Source organism: Enterococcus sp. DIV0174, from assembly GCF_050529065.1.
Classification (GTDB): domain Bacteria; phylum Bacillota; class Bacilli; order Lactobacillales; family Enterococcaceae; genus Enterococcus_B; species Enterococcus_B thailandicus.
Genome location: NZ_CP172881.1, coordinates 902,637 through 920,079, shown reverse-complemented (window position 1 = coordinate 920,079; position 17,443 = coordinate 902,637). Strand labels below are relative to the sequence as shown.

General features: G+C 36.5%; 18 protein-coding genes and 1 riboswitch. Of the genes, 1 reads left to right on the top strand and 17 read right to left on the bottom strand.

Annotated features, from left to right (window positions below; translation table 11 throughout):
- Positions 1 to 36 precede the first annotated feature (36 nt).
- The 6 genes from der to IGJ93_RS04525 form a co-directional block, all read right to left on the bottom strand.
- On the bottom strand, positions 37 to 1,347 hold the full coding sequence (gene der, locus IGJ93_RS04550) for a ribosome biogenesis GTPase Der (protein WP_067484889.1): 1,311 nt from the start codon (positions 1,345 to 1,347) through the stop codon (positions 37 to 39).
- 188 nt (positions 1,348 to 1,535) lie between these two features.
- Positions 1,536 to 2,768 carry a 30S ribosomal protein S1 gene (gene rpsA / locus IGJ93_RS04545; RefSeq protein WP_071869062.1) on the bottom strand — a complete coding sequence of 411 codons (1,233 nt, stop codon included), beginning with the start codon at positions 2,766 to 2,768 and terminating at the stop codon, positions 1,536 to 1,538.
- 149 nt (positions 2,769 to 2,917) lie between these two features.
- Positions 2,918 to 3,595: a (d)CMP kinase gene (cmk, locus tag IGJ93_RS04540; RefSeq protein ID WP_071869061.1), complete on the bottom strand. Its 678-nt coding sequence runs from the start codon at positions 3,593 to 3,595 to the stop codon at positions 2,918 to 2,920.
- A gap of 41 nt (positions 3,596 to 3,636) precedes the next feature.
- Positions 3,637 to 4,254, bottom strand: coding sequence for an SAG1386/EF1546 family surface-associated protein (locus tag IGJ93_RS04535; protein WP_071869060.1), 618 nt, complete (start codon positions 4,252 to 4,254; stop codon positions 3,637 to 3,639).
- A gap of 66 nt (positions 4,255 to 4,320) precedes the next feature.
- The gene (locus IGJ93_RS04530; protein ID WP_071869059.1) at positions 4,321 to 5,730 is read right to left on the bottom strand and encodes a RecQ family ATP-dependent DNA helicase; all 1,410 of its coding nucleotides are present in this window, start codon (positions 5,728 to 5,730) and stop codon (positions 4,321 to 4,323) included.
- Complete coding sequence (locus IGJ93_RS04525; RefSeq protein WP_075491238.1) at positions 5,714 to 6,748, bottom strand: helix-turn-helix domain-containing protein; 1,035 nt, start codon at positions 6,746 to 6,748, stop codon at positions 5,714 to 5,716. Before IGJ93_RS04525 ends, IGJ93_RS04530 begins: the two co-directional genes overlap by 17 nt.
- Before the next feature lie 31 nt (positions 6,749 to 6,779).
- On the opposite strand from IGJ93_RS04525, the gene IGJ93_RS04520 reads away from it, so the two are divergent.
- A complete protein-coding gene (locus IGJ93_RS04520) occupies positions 6,780 to 7,001 on the top strand; it encodes a ferredoxin (protein WP_067484872.1) in 222 nt (73 codons plus the stop codon).
- A gap of 192 nt (positions 7,002 to 7,193) precedes the next feature.
- On the opposite strand, the gene IGJ93_RS04515 is transcribed toward IGJ93_RS04520, so the two are convergent.
- The 11 genes from IGJ93_RS04515 to IGJ93_RS04465 all read right to left on the bottom strand — a co-directional run bounded on the left by IGJ93_RS04515 (position 7,194) and on the right by IGJ93_RS04465 (position 17,297).
- Positions 7,194 to 7,934 (bottom strand): alpha/beta hydrolase, encoded by a 741-nt coding sequence (locus tag IGJ93_RS04515; protein ID WP_075491237.1) that lies wholly within the window; start codon positions 7,932 to 7,934, stop codon positions 7,194 to 7,196.
- 188 nt (positions 7,935 to 8,122) lie between these two features.
- Positions 8,123 to 9,463 (bottom strand): M20 family metallopeptidase, encoded by a 1,341-nt coding sequence (locus tag IGJ93_RS04510; protein WP_075491236.1) that lies wholly within the window; start codon positions 9,461 to 9,463, stop codon positions 8,123 to 8,125.
- Positions 9,464 to 9,593: 130 nt separating this feature from the next.
- Positions 9,594 to 11,114 (bottom strand): YfcC family protein, encoded by a 1,521-nt coding sequence (locus IGJ93_RS04505; protein ID WP_071869055.1) that lies wholly within the window; start codon positions 11,112 to 11,114, stop codon positions 9,594 to 9,596.
- 390 nt (positions 11,115 to 11,504) lie between these two features.
- Positions 11,505 to 12,110, bottom strand: coding sequence for an ECF transporter S component (locus IGJ93_RS04500; protein ID WP_067484859.1), 606 nt, complete (start codon positions 12,108 to 12,110; stop codon positions 11,505 to 11,507).
- Between the two features lie 123 nt (positions 12,111 to 12,233).
- Positions 12,234 to 12,359, bottom strand: a riboswitch (FMN riboswitch).
- An 82-nt stretch (positions 12,360 to 12,441) separates the two neighbouring features.
- Entirely contained in the window at positions 12,442 to 13,158 is a 717-nt protein-coding gene (locus IGJ93_RS04495) for a pseudouridine synthase (protein ID WP_067484857.1), read from the bottom strand.
- Positions 13,158 to 13,733 (bottom strand): SMC-Scp complex subunit ScpB, encoded by a 576-nt coding sequence (gene scpB / locus IGJ93_RS04490; protein ID WP_067484853.1) that lies wholly within the window; start codon positions 13,731 to 13,733, stop codon positions 13,158 to 13,160. Before scpB ends, IGJ93_RS04495 begins: the two co-directional genes overlap by 1 nt.
- Complete coding sequence (locus tag IGJ93_RS04485; protein WP_284590884.1) at positions 13,717 to 14,487, bottom strand: segregation/condensation protein A; 771 nt, start codon at positions 14,485 to 14,487, stop codon at positions 13,717 to 13,719. The genes scpB and IGJ93_RS04485 overlap by 17 nt, the downstream gene beginning before the upstream one ends.
- 17 nt (positions 14,488 to 14,504) lie before the next feature.
- Entirely contained in the window at positions 14,505 to 14,855 is a 351-nt protein-coding gene (locus tag IGJ93_RS04480; RefSeq protein WP_067484850.1) for a GNAT family N-acetyltransferase, read from the bottom strand.
- Between the two features lie 18 nt (positions 14,856 to 14,873).
- On the bottom strand, positions 14,874 to 15,761 hold the full coding sequence (gene xerD, locus IGJ93_RS04475; protein ID WP_067484847.1) for a site-specific tyrosine recombinase XerD: 888 nt from the start codon (positions 15,759 to 15,761) through the stop codon (positions 14,874 to 14,876).
- A gap of 105 nt (positions 15,762 to 15,866) precedes the next feature.
- Positions 15,867 to 16,325 carry a Fur family transcriptional regulator gene (locus tag IGJ93_RS04470; protein WP_067484844.1) on the bottom strand — a complete coding sequence of 153 codons (459 nt, stop codon included), beginning with the start codon at positions 16,323 to 16,325 and terminating at the stop codon, positions 15,867 to 15,869.
- A 108-nt stretch (positions 16,326 to 16,433) separates the two neighbouring features.
- Positions 16,434 to 17,297, bottom strand: coding sequence for a CvfB family protein (locus IGJ93_RS04465; protein ID WP_067484841.1), 864 nt, complete (start codon positions 17,295 to 17,297; stop codon positions 16,434 to 16,436).
- Positions 17,298 to 17,443 lie beyond the last annotated feature (146 nt).

Below are 17,443 nucleotides of genomic sequence, written 5' to 3'. Positions count from 1 at the left end.
ATCCTTTGAAAAAAAAGAATGACTATGGTAAAATGCCTATTTTCTTCTTCTTGGAATGATTCGAATCGAAGTTCCTTCAAAAGTAAATGCCTTACGAATTTGATTTTCTAAAAATCGTTCGTAAGAAAAATGCATTAATTCTTCTTCATTAACAAATACCACAAAGGTTGGCGGCTTAACAGCCACTTGTGTTGCATAAAAAATCTTCAAACGTTTGCCTTTATCTGTTGGTGTTGGATTGATTGCCACAGCATCCATGATGATGTCGTTCAACACCGCAGATGAAACACGTAGATTTTGATTCATGCTGACATCTTCAATCATTTCTGGCAGACGATTCAAACGTTGTTTCGTCACTGCAGAAACAAAAACAATCGGTGCGTAGTCAAGATAACGGAACTCATCGCGGATTTCTTGTTCAAAATCACGCATTGTGTTCGTTTCTTTCTTCACTAAGTCCCATTTATTCACCACAATGATGACTCCGCGACCTGCTTCGTGTGCATATCCCGCAACACGTTTATCTTGTTCACGAATTCCTTCTTCAGCATTTAAGACCATCAAAACGATATCTGAACGATCAATAGCGCGCATAGCACGCATAACACTGTATTTTTCAGTATTTTCATACACTTTCCCGCGTTTTCTCATACCTGCTGTATCAATCATCAAGAATTTTTGACCATTTTCTGATACAAAATGAGTATCGATTGCATCACGAGTTGTTCCTTCAATGTCCGAAACGATTACACGATCTTCGCCTAAAATTGCATTGATTAAAGAAGATTTACCGACGTTTGGACGACCAATTAAACTAAATTTAATTGTATCATCGTCTTCTTCTTCCGTATCAGTGGCAAAATATTTGACTGCTTCATCTAAAATATCACCAATTCCCAGACCATGACTCCCAGAAACAGGGTATGGATCGCCTAATCCTAATGCATAAAATTCATAAATATCATTACGCATTTCAGGATTATCTACTTTGTTAACTGCTAAGATAACAGGTTTATTACTGCGATATAAAATCTTTGCAACCATTTCATCCGCATCAGTGATACCTTCTCGTCCACTGACTACACAAATAATCACATCTGCTTCATCAATCGCGATTTCTGCTTGATGCTTGATTTGTTCCATAAATGGTTCGTCACCTAAATCAATCCCGCCTGTATCGATCACGCTGAATTCACGACCTAACCATTCGCCTTTTGCGTAAATACGATCGCGAGTCACTCCTGGAGTATCTTCGACAATCGAGATACGCTCGCCAGCGATGCGGTTAAAAATCGTAGACTTACCGACGTTCGGACGGCCAACGATTGCAATTGTTGGATTTGCCATATTTTTTCCTCCTCACAAGTTTCCAATCCTACTTAGTTTAACGAATGAACCCCAAACTTTCAAGCTTAGTTATTCAATTCATCCAACTATTTTACATTTTTCTTGATTATCTGTAATCAATAACGAAAAAAATAAGACCAAGACAAAAGCTTTCACTTTCGTCCCAGTCATAAACTGACGTTACTTAATTATTTATCTGATTCGTCGTCTGCTGTTTCTTCAACTTCTTCTTTTAAAGCATCACCTAAAATATCACCCATTGTGAATCCAGTATTTTCTTCTGGTAATTCATATGATTCAATATTTTTTGGTTCTTCTTCAGAAGCTGGTTTTTCTTCCAGTGCTTTGATACTTAAAGCAATACGATGTTCTTCTGGATTAACTTCTAACACTTTCACATCAATTATTTGACCTTCTTGAAGTACTTCATGAGGTGTCGCAATATGTTTATGTGAAATTTGAGAGATATGAACAAGCCCTTCTACCCCAGGAAAAACTTCCACGAAAGCGCCAAAACTTGTTAGTCGTTTAACTGTGCCTTCTAAAACAGCTCCAACTGGTGCTTTGGCTTCAATGTCTGTCCAAGGTCCAGGCAATGTATCTTTGATTGATAGTGATACACGTTCTTGTTCAGGATTGATTGATAAAACTTTTACGTTTACTTCATCCCCAACAGCCAATGCATCACTTGGTTTTGCTACGTGACTGTGTGAAATTTCTGAAACGTGAACAAGTCCGTCGATTCCGCCTAAGTCAACAAAGGCACCAAAGTCAGTCAAGCGTGCAACACGCCCTTCAATGACATCACCTTCATGAATAGCAGTTAACACTTCTTTTTTCTTTTCTTCTTTTTCAGATTCAACTACTGCTTTATGAGAAAGGATCAAGCGATTTTCTGATGGTTCGATTTCAATAATCTTGAAGCTCAACGTTTGACCTTTATAATCTGAAAAATCAGCTACAAAGTGATCTTCAACCATTGATGCAGGTACAAATCCACGTACGCCAACATCAACAACTAAGCCACCTTTAACTACGTTTGTTACTGGTGCTTCGATAATTTTACCAGCTTGGAAGTCTTTTTCGATGTCTTCCCAAACTTTTTTTGCATCTAAACGGCGTTTTGATAATAAATAACTTCCGTTTTCTTTATCTTTACCAATTGTACTAATAACAACTAAGTCTAAAAGATCGCCTACATGAACAAGTTCATCAATGTCATCTACAGGTAATGTCGATAATTCTTTTGCTGGAACGACACCTTCAACGCCAGCACCTTCGATTCCAACAATTACTTGTTTGTCTTCAATAGCTAAAACTTCACCTTTAACTACATCGCCAACACTAACTTCTTGAACGCTCTTCATTGCATCTTCCATTGACTGATTGCTATCTGCTTGATTTTGATCAAATTCTGTCATAACACTTGTCCTCCTAACCAACATTATGCCGTAAATACGGTACTAATTTAAGTTTAATTGATTCTTAAAAAAAAATAAAGCGATTTCGCCCGGTTTATTTGAAAATTATTGACTTTCCGCCAATTTCATCGTTTTTTGTCAATTAATACTTACAGTTGGTAGCCTTTTTCAGAAACAACGTTTTTAATCATTGCTACCACTTCTAAAATAGATTTTCCAGTTGTATCAATTCGGACGGCATCTTCTGCTTGTTTCAACGGAGAAATTTCACGCGTTGAATCATAATGATCACGCTCTTGGATTTCTTTTGTTAGTGTTTCTAAGTCAGTTGGGATTCCTTTTTCTTGGTTTTCTTTATAACGGCGTTGTGCTCGTTCAGAAACACTCGCTACTAAAAAGATTTTGACCTCTGCATGTGGTAGTACGGCTGTCCCAATATCACGTCCGTCCATTACTACGCCACCGTTCTCACCAATTTGTTGTTGAATAGCAACCAGCTCTTCTCGAACTTTTCCATGTGCAGAAACCTCCGAAACAGCTTTCGTTACATCTGGTTGTCGAATTTCAGCTGTTACATCTTGTCCTGAAATAAACACATGTTGACCATCTGCTTGTTGTTGGAAAGAAATCGGATTTTCTTTAATCAAAGTAACTAATCCTGCTTCGTCAGCAAACGAAATTTGATGCTTGATTGCCAAATAAGTCACTGCTCGGTACATGGCTCCTGTATCTGTGTAAATATATTGAAAATCTTTTGCTAAAATTTTTGCTACAGTACTTTTGCCCGAAGAAGCCGGCCCATCAATTGCAATACTAATCTTTGTCATAAAAACGCTCCTCAAAAAAAAGCCGCAAAATGCGGCTCACATTATTTCACTCGTAATTCTTGTCCAGGATATAACATATATTTATTTGGATCCATTCCATTTAATTGGAATAGTTGATCAATGGTGATTCCAGCACGCTCAGCTACTTGTTTTGGTCCTTCACCTGCTTGAACAACTGTCGTTGAACCAGCTGCCACTTCTGTTGATGAAGAAGGCGTTGTTTCTGCTTCTTGTGCTACTGTTTCACTTGAAGCTGGTGGTGTAACTGGTGCAACTGAACTTGAAGTTTCAGGCTCAGTGATACTTGATTCTACTGTTTCAGAGCTTTGAACTGTTTCAGTAGTTGAAGAAACAGTTGTTGACTCTTCTTTTGAACTCATAGTTGAACTTTCAACGATTGATGAAGTTGTCGATGTTGAAGACGAACTTGCTGCATTATTACTTGAACCATTTCTAATCCAGAAGTAAGCACCTGCTGGGATTGCGATACAAAGTACTAATAAAAACAAAAAGAGTGACAAGAAAACAGTGTTTCCTTTCTTTTGCTGTCTTTGAGAGCTTCTTGAAGAATTTTCATCTTCTGTGTCATAAATTGGTTGCTCCCATGGTTCTTGTGTTTCGTTATTTTCTGATGATTGATGTCTATCTTTTCTGCTCACCTTTGCTACCTCCTAATTTCTTTCGTGAGTATTATACCATAGGAAAATGGGCCATGCCTAAAAAAATTACCCCTCTACGTTTTTTTTAAATAAATTTAGTAAAATCTCTTCCCAGTTATTCTCAAAATTACTTGTTCCTACTTTTGTTTCTGCTAAAAGGAGCCATGATGCTTCATCAATGTCACAACAATTTTGTGGTTTTTCTGTCAATTTTTCGCCAAAATAGTTCAAAATAAATTCTCTGCGACAAGTCGTTGCATGAATATAACGTAACATTTGATATAAACGAAACTGCTTCTCTTTTTCTTGAATCTTTAATTTTTCCATCCATTGATCTGGCTGATTTGTTTTTTTGACAATTTCTAGCCATTTTTGCTGAAGTTCGTCAAAGGGTTGTTCGATCTCTTGCTCATGTGCTAAATAAATTTCAAAACCTTGACGCTGCTCTTTCGCTAATTGATTAAAAAAATGATGAATCACTTCATCTCCTGTTTGATACAATAAAATTGCTGTACTTGGCTTCTGATCGCGGCCAGCACGTCCAATTTCTTGTACATAATTTTCCAGACTATCTGGTAAATCATAATGGATAATATAACGAATATCCGCTTTGTCTATCCCCATACCAAATGCGTTTGTTGCAATTAAAAATTGCAATTGATTTTGGGAAAATTGTTGCTGTAACTGGCGTCTTTGGCTTGCATCTAGACCACCGTGATAGTAGCCAATTGAAAAGCGACCACGCAATTCTGCATACAAACGCTCCACTTCTTTTTTAGTTGCACAGTAAATAATGGTTGCGCCATTGATTTCTTTCATAATGGCTTCTAGCTCAGCTGTCTTTTGAGTTGTTTTCCTTACAAATAGAGCGATATTTTCTCTGTTCACAGAATGCTTAACGATTTTGGGTTTGTTAGTAAATAACACAGTTTCAATATCTTGTTGAACTGCGCTTGTTGCTGTAGCTGTAAGTGCCAAAGTCACTGGAATCGCTAATTGTGTTCTTATTTCGCCCAAACGTTGATATTCTGGGCGAAAATCAACCCCCCATTGTGAAACACAATGTGCTTCATCAACCACAAAAAGACCGATTTTTTGTCTTTTTAATTGTGTTAATATTTCTGATTGCACTAACATTTCCGGGCTTAAAAATAAAAATTTGTATTGAGATAAATGCTCCATAACGTATTTCCGTTCTGAAAAAGTCAGCAAACTATTAAATGCTACAACTCTTTTTTCTCCCATTTTTTGCAACTGCATAACCTGATCTTCCATTAGCGATAGCAAGGGTGAAACCACAATGACCAAACCTTCCGATAGATAGCCAGTTAACTGGTAACATAAACTTTTCCCATTTCCAGTTGGCAAGACAGCTAGTACGTCGTCTTTATCCAGCAATGTTTGAATAATTTCTTCTTGGCCTGGACGAAAAGTTGAAAAGCCAAAATAACGTTTTAACTCAGCTGATAAGTTCATCTTTTTGGCCTCCTTTTAATGCTCGTATTTGATAAAAACGAAATTCACCATAATCAAGTGTACCTGTTTCATTTAACTCTTGGTAACGCCAAGTTTGAACAGGAGCTGTTTGACTAGCTAATAATTGGTTCGTCTCTTTTGAAATCAACTGATCAAACGGAAAGTCGTCTAAGAACAAGGCCCATTCAACTAGATGATCCGTGATTGTCCCCTTTTTCAAATGACGACGTGCCATAATTTCAGTAAGTGAATATCCTTCAAGAAAAAGTTGCCGTGTAACCAGCATACTTTGATTGTAATTTTGTGCCACAACAGGTAAAAGCAACTGAGCCAATAAGAAATCCGGAAACTGTTTCAATTGGCTCAAAAAAGCGTGAACAGCTTGCGCCTGTTGTAAATAAATTGTCGTTTCATCCTCGTTCGTCTCAATTAGCTGATAAGGCAGTAAACCGATTTGTTCAAAACCAGAAAACTGATTGGCTAATAAATTGGCCTGCTCTGTCGTTAGTTTGCTTAAACAAGCCGATAGCTCGTGATAAAAAGTATCAGCTAGCTGTTCTTTTGAACAATCGCTATGGGCTAGCCAAGATTTGATTCTAGTTGTATAAAATGGGCTAGTCTCTGCAGGTAAGTAATCTGATTGACTTACAGCTAAATATGAAACAACTTGAATTGCGAATTTTGTCAGTCGCCACACCTCTTCCCAGTTTCTACCGTAGAGGTCAAAATGTAATTCAGGATATAAGACATTCAATTTCTCTTGGCGTTCTCTCCCTCTTGTTGTCAAGAAAACTTCATTTTCTTCAATTTGAATCAAGCCTGATGTTTCTAACTCAGTTAATCGTTGCTGGTAGGTTTCCTGAGTTAGTTCTGGTAAACTACTGTGAGCTGGCAACAATTCATTCAAGAAACCAAAAATCAATACTGAAGTTGTTTTTTTACCTGTCAGTAATTGATAAAAAGAACTGACTCGCAACTTGTTTCTTGTAGGAAATAAAGATAGAATAAATGAAAGCATAGCAATTCTCCTTAAGTTAGGATGGTTAAAAATGTCACTATTATGTAAACTTGTACCCGAACGTTGTATTGCTTGCGGTCTTTGTCAAATTGAGGCCCCTGATATTTTTGATTACGATGAAGAAGGAATCGTGCTTTTTGCACAAGAACCAGAAGCACATCAACAATTTGTCACTGAAGCAGAAACTGAGTATGTAAAGAAAGCCTATCAGAAGTGTCCCGTTCGAGCAATACTATTGGAGGAACAAAACTAATTTGTCATTACTTCGGCAATTCAATTATGAGTTTCATAAGAAGAGTTGTCTATAAAATAGGATGAGCAACGCTTCTGCTCAAAAAAAAAACGTGAGTCCAATCAGAAACCGTCTGAAAAATTAGCTCAATCGCTACTTTTTCAAGCTGTTTCGCTAGACTCACGTTTTTTTACTTACTAGTGGTGAAAGGGATTACCAACCATTTTGCTTCAACCAATTTTCAATCGTATTTACAAGAGCGATTTGCTGATCTTCGTTCGTAATTTCTGCTTCTCCATCTTTTTTCTGTTCACCATATGCACCAAATCCACTGTGGTTTCCACCATTAATCACCACATACTTTGTTTGTGCAGGTAAGTATTGTTTGGCCTCTTCATATGCTTCGTGATTTAATACTTGATCTTTTGATGCCGTAATTGAAAGTACCGGAATTTTCGACTGAGATAGTTCTCCTTTTTTGTCAGGATAACTTGCTAAGAAAAAAATGCCTTTATTCTTATCTGTTACATTTTGAGAAACATACCGACTACTCATTACCCCGCCAAGTGAATGTCCGCCAAAAACAAAGGTGCGATCAGGAAAATCCTCAATCACTTTTTCTGCACGATTTTTATCTAGTATCGCTAGATTGAGTGGCATTTTAACAATTGCCACATCGTAGCCAGTTTCAGAAAGTTTATTTGCCCAAACACTGTAACTTTCTGGCTCAACTAAAGCACCTGGATAAAAAATAATGATTGGATGTTGTTGTGCCAGTTTCTTTTTTGGACTTTTAAAAAAAAGATACTCCTTATTATCAATCGCTTTTTTACTGGTTGTTAATGCGGTTTGGCTTGGTTCATAAGTATTTTCTTTTAAATAATAATAGCTTCCAACACTAATTAAACCTAAAATAACCAATAAGCCTAAAAATATTTTTCCTAATTTTTTCAAGCAACCACCCTCCTTCAATCATCTTTTAATTTATTATACGTGTATTTCAAAAAAATGACGAAAGAAATTTCTTAATTGCTTCAAAAAAAGAGATGTGACAGCATCGTCACACCTCTTTGATTAAACATTGTACAAAAAATTTTCTCTCATAGAATTAAGATGTTTCTATAAGATTACTCACAAGCTACTTATTTTGCACACAAGCGATAAACAGCTTCAGCATAAATTTCCATTGCTTTATACATGCTGCTTAATTCCCAACGTTCGTTGGCTTGGTGCATGAAATCTGGTGTATCAGGGAACATTGCTCCAAATGCCACACATTGATTCATTGTACGAGCAAAAGTTGCGCCACCTGAAACAAATGGTTCAGTCATGTCGCCAGTGATATCACGATAAGTTTGCAAAAGATTTTTTACTAGTTCACTATCTAGTGGCACGTATAATGAATCTAAGAAATCAAAATCTTCATAAGTTAGTTCATATTTTTTAGCTGTTTCTGTTAGTTTTGCTACTAAATCATCTTTTTTAAATGTTACTGGAATACGCATGTCTACACCAATTTTTGTTTGTTCTGGTGTAATTTCTAAACTAGCAAAATTCATTGTTAATTCGCCAGATTGTTCATCTTTCGTCTTTCCAACAACATTTTCACCCGTTGCGTTTTCTTTCACTAATTTACCTAAGAAATCAATTGGTGCAAAATCAAAGACTTCAGCTAAAGCCATAGACAAACGTGAAATAGCATTTACGCCTTCTGGTGCATCCTTCGCATGAATGCTTTTTCCAAGAACAATAATTGAGTCACCATGATCTTCAAAATCAAAACCAAGTTTGTTCAATGCTTCTTTCACTTCTTCTAATTTTTCACCAGCGTATGGTGCAGCATCAGGAACGACGTTTAATGCGCCACCTGCTTTCACAGAAAAATCAGATGTACCAGGACCTGTCAAATAGGCTTGTAGTAATCCTTTTTCAGCATAAATCAATGGGAATTCAGCATCCGGTGCAAAACCTTGTGTGATTCCTTCTTCTTTTTCATTGTATTTATCTAAGCAGCGCCATAAGTTTTCTTCATCTGTCCCAAAAATAAAGCGAATCCGTGTATTAAATTCAATTCCAGCATCCATCAATGATTTAACAGCATACATTGCCGCAATTGATGGTCCTTTATCATCTTGTGATCCACGTCCAATCAACCAGCCATCTTTTACAGTTGGATCAAACGGCTTTGTATCCCAATTTTTTTCATCCCCAGCAGGAACAACGTCCATGTGACACAAAATACCAAATAATTTATCACCAGAACCAACTTCTGAATAACCATAATAGCCTTCTGGGTCTTTAAATGTGCGGAAGCCTAATTCTTCACTGATTGCTAAAACCTTATCTAATGCTTCAACAACTTTTGTTCCGAAAGGATGGCCTTTCCCAGTATCCTCTTCGTCTAATACAGAAGGGATTCTGATTAGTTCATTAAGTGATTGTAACGCTTGTTCATGATGTTCTTTTGTAACAAATTGTTTCATTCCACTTACCTCCTAATAAGATAAAAGACCCGATAGTTTGCCTACCGAGTCTTCTTAAAGCCAACTCAGTTAGCTTTGTTTACTTTATTATTTAATGATAGATGTTTCTAACTGTTTTGTCTAGGCAAAACTAAATCATTGCCGCAACACCGAGAATCACACAGATAGCTACAAATAAAATAGCAATCAGTTTACCTGTGAATTTCCACCAAACAGAGATGTCAAAACGAGCAATCGCAACAGCCCCCATAACAATAGCAGAAGTTGGTGTAATCAAGTTAACCAATCCAGAAGCAGATTGATAAGCAGTGATAACTAAGTCTTTACCTACACCAGCAAATTCACCCATTGGTCCCATAATTCCCATTGTAGCCGCAGCTAAACCTGATGTTGATGGAATCAAGAATGACATTGGGATATAGAAGATGAACGTAATGATGATGAACACGCTTGAAGATAATGTGCTCAATCCTTGTTCTCCCCAGTGTAAAATAGTATCAGTAATCAAACCATTGTTCATAACAACTTGGATACCACGAGCAACAGCAACAACGATTGCTACGCCGATCAAGTCTGATGCACCAGCTAGGAATTCTGAAATAAATTCAGATTCTTTCATGCCGTATGTGAATGCAACAACGATTGCCATAACTAAGAATAACATAGTGATTTCTGGGAAGTACCAGTCACCAAGTGGTAACATGTCAATCCCTAATACTGTACCAATTACAGGAAGTCCTGTTAACCAGTTTGTTAATGATTCAAAAATAGTAAAGTTTTCATTCAATGTTGTCCAAGGAATCAAACTGATGATCATGATACCAAACGTAATAAAGAATAAAATATTAACAGATTTTTGTTTGCTTGTAATTGTTTCTTGACGACCAATCGATTCGATATCGAAATGTTTCATGTCTTCTTGTCGTTGGCTATAAACCAAAGACTTGGTTGGATCTTTTTCGATTTTTGAAGCATAACGATAAACATAAACGATTGAAATACCTAATAAAATCACAAACATCAAGAAACGTAAGCCAATTCCTTCACCCATTGAGATACCAACAGCTTGAGAAGCTACCCCTGTGGCAAACGGATTAACAGTTGATGCCAAACAGCCTACTTGCGAACCAACTAAAACGATTGCAACAGCTACTACAGTATCAAAACCAACCGCCATCATAACTGGAATTAGTAATGCATAAAAAGGAATTGTTTCTTCGGCCATTCCGTAAGTTGAACCACCTAAAGCGAATAAAATCATTAACACAGGAATCAACATTTTTTCTTTGCCTTTAAATTTCTTAACGACAGAAGCGATTCCGGCATCTAATGCACCCGTTTTATTGATAATTCCTAAAAATCCACCCACAATCAAGATAAAGAACGAAATCGGAATAGCAGCTGGTGTCGCACTTGTTAGCTCACCTGCTTCAACCCCCAACATCCCATTGATTGGTGCCATGAAAATATCCCAAAGACCTTGTGGATTTTGTTTTACTCGTTGATAAGATCCAGCAATGATGTTGCCTGCATCATCTACACTATAGTGACCAGCCGGAATAAACCAAGTAAGGACAGCGATAATTGCAATGATAATGAATAAGACCGTATACGCTGACGGCATCTGAAATTTTTTCTTTTTTTGTTCCATTTTCTTCTTCCTTTCCCTTTTTCATTTTTTAGAATCAAGTAACATTGGTTCTATCGTTATTTTATCAAAAAGAGCGGCAGAACAAAAATAATATCTCAAATAAATGATACTTTTTGTTCATAAAACCATTTATAATGACGAATCATTGCCTCCTTTCAGCTAAGATACTTCTTTCAAAGTAATTGTAGCCTGTCTTTTTGTTTTTCAAACAAACCTATTCGTCATTTAAAAAGAGAAGAATTTCACATTCGTTCATTACAAATTCATGTTTATGCATAAAAAAATAAAATACTCAATAACAACTAATAAAACGTTTACATTTGCGGTTTTATTGCATTTTTTTTCAAAAAAAAAGGACCAAAAAATTACTGGTCCTTTTGAATATACATTTTAAATCGTATGTCTTTGTTCTAAGGCATGCTGTTTACGACTTAACCAAGGTAATAACTTAGCGTGTAAAACTAGGAAAGCAGCACTAACGATAAATCCTTTGATTAAGTTAAACGGAACAATTCCAATCAATACATAATTAACCAACGGCATACCTAGCATTTGATTAGCATTCAATCCAAAAAACATAAGATATAATGGTGTAATAACAAAATAGTTTGCGATACTCATGAAAATTGTCATTGCTAAAGTTCCTGTGACAACACCTAAAATTTTGTTTCTATTCGCATGTTTTTTATTTTGTTTGAAGAAGTAGAAAATTGGTAACGTAAAAATTGTCGTTGCCAAAAAACTTGCAACATCACCAACTAAATTGTCTGGTGAAAATCCTGTTGTCACCAAATGTAAAAGTGAGCGTAAGAAAGCTGTTGCGACACCAGCTACCGGCCCGAATAAAAACATACTGATCAAGACAGGTATATCACTAAAATCAATTTTTAAAAAACTAAATGCCGGCATAATTGGAAAAGCAATAAATTGTAAAACCAATCCGATTGCAGCAAACATCGCTACCATGACCATTTTTTGTACCCGTGTGTTCTTCATTTGAAATCCTCCTGTTAGGACTCCTCTTCAGCGAACTATCCAACTAATTTTTCAAACAAAAAAACTCTACTTTCACAGGGAAAATAGAGTTAGAGTTATCTGATAAATGATTAGTCAAATAAGCTCTATCTTCTTTATCCAGACTTTACTGTCGGTATCGGAATTTCACCGATTCAGCTATTTCTTAGAGAAATAGGTCGTGGACTGTAACCACCGGTCGGGAATTGCACCCTGCCCCTGAAGACGAACCTTTTATATTATTTTGTTTACACTTACATTATACATAGCCTTGAAAAAAAAGCAACATTTAGTTCTTACAAAAAGTAAGCTGTCATTTTGAATGATTTAATAATGTACTGATTTCTTTTTTGTTTAACTCACGATACTCTCCTGGACGTAGCCCTTGAAGAGTCAGATCACCATATTTTTCTCGTTTCAGTTTTTGTACGGGTAAGCCAACTGCCTGTAGCATGTTTTTCACTTGGTGATTACGTCCTTCATGAATTGTTAACTCAACAATACTGTGATTCGTTTTAGGATCAACTGACAAGATTTGAACTTTAGCAGGTGCCGTTCTTCGTCCTTCTAGTTTAATTCCTTTCGTTAAAGGAGATAGCACCGATTTTGTAGCGATTCCTTTTACTTTTGCAACATAGACTTTATCTACCTCATGCTTTGGATGCGTCAAACGTTGCGCAAATTCACCATCATTTGTTAATAGTAAAATACCAGATGTATCATAATCAAGGCGTCCTACAGGATAAATTCGTTCTTTTACCATCGGCAACAAGTCAGTAACCACTTTTCGGTTTTTATCATCTGATACTGCAGAAATGACCCCTTTTGGCTTATAAAGTAAATAGTAACCATATTCTTCTTGATAAATTGGCACTTCGTCTACTTCAACAACATCGTGTTTTCCAACTTTTACACCTAATTCTCGCACAACTGTGCCGTTGACTTTTACCCGACCAGCTAAAATAAATTCTTCTGCTTTTCTTCGAGAAGTAATTCCCGCATGCGCGATTACTTTTTGCAATCTTTCCATTACATTTTTTCTCCTTCGCTCACTCCATCAAAAAATAAATCCAATGATTCATCATCTTTTAACGCGTTTTCTAATTCTTGTGTATCTGGCAACTCAGTTAAATCTTTTAATCCAAAATAATCAAGGAAATAGCCAGTTGTTCCATACAAAATGGGACGACCAGGACCTTCCACCCGCCCTTTTTCTTCAATTAGCTTATGAGCAACCAATCGCTGAACGGGACCAGAAGCTTGGACACCTCTGATTTGTTCGATTTCTGTACGTGTAATTGGTTGTTTGTAAGCAATGATTGCTAACGTTTCAACTGCTGCTTGTGATAACGTATTTGATGATCCTTGCGCATATTTTTTTAAGAGTGGCGCTAATTCTTTCTTAGTTGTTAAGACGAAATGGTCTTCTGTTTCAAAAATGTGTAACGCTGAATCAAGAGTTGCTTGGTATTTTTTTTCTAAGGCTAAAATCAATTCAGCTAATTCTTGTTTATCAACATTCAATAAATAGCTTAGTTCTTCACTACCGATTCCTGCTTCGCCGGCCACAAAAAGGATAGCTTCTAGTTCACTTAATTTTGTCATTCGTTGTATCTCCTATTACTGGATAAAGCATGATTGAATCATAATTTTCAGCCTGCTCAGCAAAAATCTGTCCATTTTTCATCAGTTCAAGTAACGCTATGAAGGTCGTCACGACTTCTGCTTTTGTTGGTGCTTCAAAAAATGATTCAAATGTACAGCCCGCTTGACTGTTCACTAGCTTTTCCTTAATAAAACTCATACGATCTTCGATTGTCGTGTCGTCTGGGGCAATCGTCTTTTCCACTTTTTGTGAAAATTGTTTGCGCTCCAAAATGGCTTGCATCGCCCGAAATAAATCGACTTTTTTTACTTGTCCACGTTTGAGAGGCAATTCTTTTTCTGCTAAGTCTTCTACCATCGTTGGCTCTTTTGAGTAATATAAACTACGTTCCTCAGCTTTTTCAACTAGTTTTTCTGCTGCATACTTGTACTTTCGATATTCTAAAAGTTGCGTAACCAATTCGTCTCGTGGATCTTCTTCCCACGTTAAATCATCTTCAATGGCGAGTTCCTGAACAGGCAATAATGTTTTACTTTTGATTGCCATCAATGTAGCTGCCATCACCAGGTATTCTCCCGCTAGCGCTAGCTCCATTGTTTTCATCGTATGAATATAGTTCATGTATTGCTCAGTAATTGTCGCAATTGGAATGTCATAAATATCAATTTCCATTTGCTGAATCAAATGAAGCAATAAATCCAGTGGTCCTTCAAAAATATCTAGTTTAATATTGATTTCAGTCAAATGATTCACTCTTTCTTCATTATGCTTCATTGCCATTTAGACAAGTAAGGTTTCGTAACCTCAGTTGCTAAAAAAGTCACTTCTGGATATTTTTCTTGAAGCTCATTTAGCATCAAGAATCCCATGTTTTCTCCTCGATAAGAAGGGTTCAACGAAATATCATGAATGACTAATTGATTCTTGTCGATCCATTCAATACCGATAATTCCTTGAATATTTGTCGAGTCTTCTGGTGTGAAGAAAAACAGTTCATAATCATTTTCTGCCTCATAAACATCGATTTCTTTTAACAAATCGGTTTGATCCGTCAATTTTTTATGAAAGCTTAATAAGCCCATTGCAATTTTTCGGTTCTCTTTTCGGTAATGTGTTAACATTGTTTCACCTTCCTCTGATTAAGCCCTTGGAAAATGCTGCTTGTAAACATCTGTCATTCTTTTCTTAGTGATATGTGTATAGATTTGTGTTGTTGAGATGTCTGCATGTCCCAATAGTTCTTGCACCGTCCGTAAGTCTGCTCCGTTTTCCAATAAATGTGTAGCGAAACTGTGACGTAAAGTATGTGGCGTAACGTCTTTACGAATACCTGCTTGTTGTACTAATTGTTTTAAATTTTTCCAGATTCCTTGTCGAGAGAGTCCTTTTCCATGATTGTTTACAAATACATGTAGTTCGGAAGTATCCTTTACTAACAGAGGGCGCGCTTCATCCAAATAACGTTCTAACCATTGAATTGCATAGTCTCCTAAAGGAATGATTCGTTCTTTATCTCCCTTACCAATTGTTTGTAATAAGCCGAGAGAAAGATGAAGATCACCTAATTTTAGACTGATTAATTCACTGACCCGCATGCCCGTTGCATACATGACTTCCAAAATTGCTCGGTCGCGAATCCCTAATGTTTTGGATGTATCTGGTGTTTCAATCAATGTTTCGACTTCTTTAAGTGTCAACGTACTTGGTAATTTTTGTGCCTTCTTTGGTGTATCAATATGCTGCATAGGATCATGGTCTGTATAGCGTTCTTGTCGCAAAAACTGATGAAATCTTCTCAAGCTAGAAATCATTCGGGTAATTGTCGCAGTCGCCTTTTGTTCTTCATGTAGTTTTTCTAAATACTGAATAACTAGATAACGATCGACCATTTGCCAAGAAGTAATCTTCTTTTCTTCCATAAAATGCAAATATTGTTCCAAATCACGTTCATAACTTTTACGCGTATTGGCCGAGAGTCCACGTTCAATATTCAAATAATGAAGGTACTCACTTAGTTCTTCTTTCATACTATAACCCACCTCATGCTTTCTCTATCATATCAGATACACCCTTATTTCGATAGTCCATTTACGTTATCTGCACAAAGAAAAAGCCGTCTTTTAACAGACGGGCTACTTTTTCTTTTCGTTTTCTTGACAGTCGTGACAAATTCCATGAAAGGTCAAACGATGATCTTTCACTAAAAAATGATATCTTTTTTCAACAACTTGTTCGACTTCTCCTAAAAGATCTTCTTCAACTTCTTCGATAGCACCACAATTAAGACATAACAAGTGATGATGAAAATGTTTCGCACCCTCTTTTCGTAAATCGTAGCGTGCTAATCCGTCATTGAAGCTCACTTTATCGACAATTTTTAAATCAGTTAGAATTTCTAATGTTCGGTAAACCGTTGCAAGACCAATTTCTGGACTTTTTTTCTTAACTAAAAAGAAAATCTCTTCAGCAGACAGATGCTCTTTTTCATTTTCTAAAAGTACGAGCAGTGTCGCCTCTCGCTGCGGAGTTAACTTAAAACCCGATTCATGTAATTGTTGTTTCGTTTTTTTCATTGCCAATATAGCATTCATCCATTAATTCAACTCCAACAATTTATAATAATTACAAATAAACAAATGATAATACTCAGTTAAATTATAATAATTATAAGCTAGTTAAGAAAAACATGCAAGATATTCTCAATTAGATTTTTCAATTAATTTTGTGACGCCATCTTCTTGTTTGATTAATCCTTGCTTCATCAGATTACCCATTGCACGTTTGAAGGCGCCTTTGCTGATTCCAAAAGTTTTCATGATATCTTCCGGATCTGATTTGTCGGTAAATGGTAATTGTTTTTCTGCTGAGCGTTCTAAAATTGTCAAAATCATTTGTGCATCATCACTGATGGCTTCATGCGCACGTGGTTTCAACGAAATATTCAAAACACCGTCTGGGCGAACGCCTACAACTCGGCCGCTCACGTGTTCGCCTAATCGTGGCTCTTGATAACGTTCGGAAGGATGAATAAACGCCACATAAAAATCATCGGTTAAGACATATGTTCCTGCTAATTTCAAACGGTACGTTGTTCCAGAAATATCTTTATTTTTTAACTCTTCATTCCCATGTTTACTCAATGACTTAAAGATTTTTTCATCTGCGAGTTCACCCCAAATGCGATCTTTTGCATCCACCTTCAAAGCAATCATCAATCGATCCCCTTTTTTAGGCCACAATTCTGTCATCGTGGGTAACTCGTCTAAAGAAACAACAAAGTCTTTATCTGGTAAGCCAATATCAACAAAAGCACCTAGATCTCTTCTAGTTGCTGTTACGGTTCCAAAGGCATAATGACCAATGCGACTTTTAGGAATCAATGTTGTTAAACGATTTTCGTGTTTTTGATTTTGATAACCAAATCCTTCGACCGCTTCACCAATTTGATGCTCTCCTTCTGATTTGCTTAATCCAAAAGTTTGCCCGTTTTTTTGGACAAAATAATTTTTTTCATTTTCATCAATAATAATTCCTGTAAATATGTTTGCTAATAAATTATTCATTTCGATCTCCTTTTAATTGAAAGGCTTTGATTTCCCGTCACTTTTCTCTGCTATCATAACATACAGCTTTCACCAAGAACAATGTTCGAAGCAGTACTCCATAAAAAAAACTTAGGCGAATCATTCATCCTGATTCGCCTAAGCCA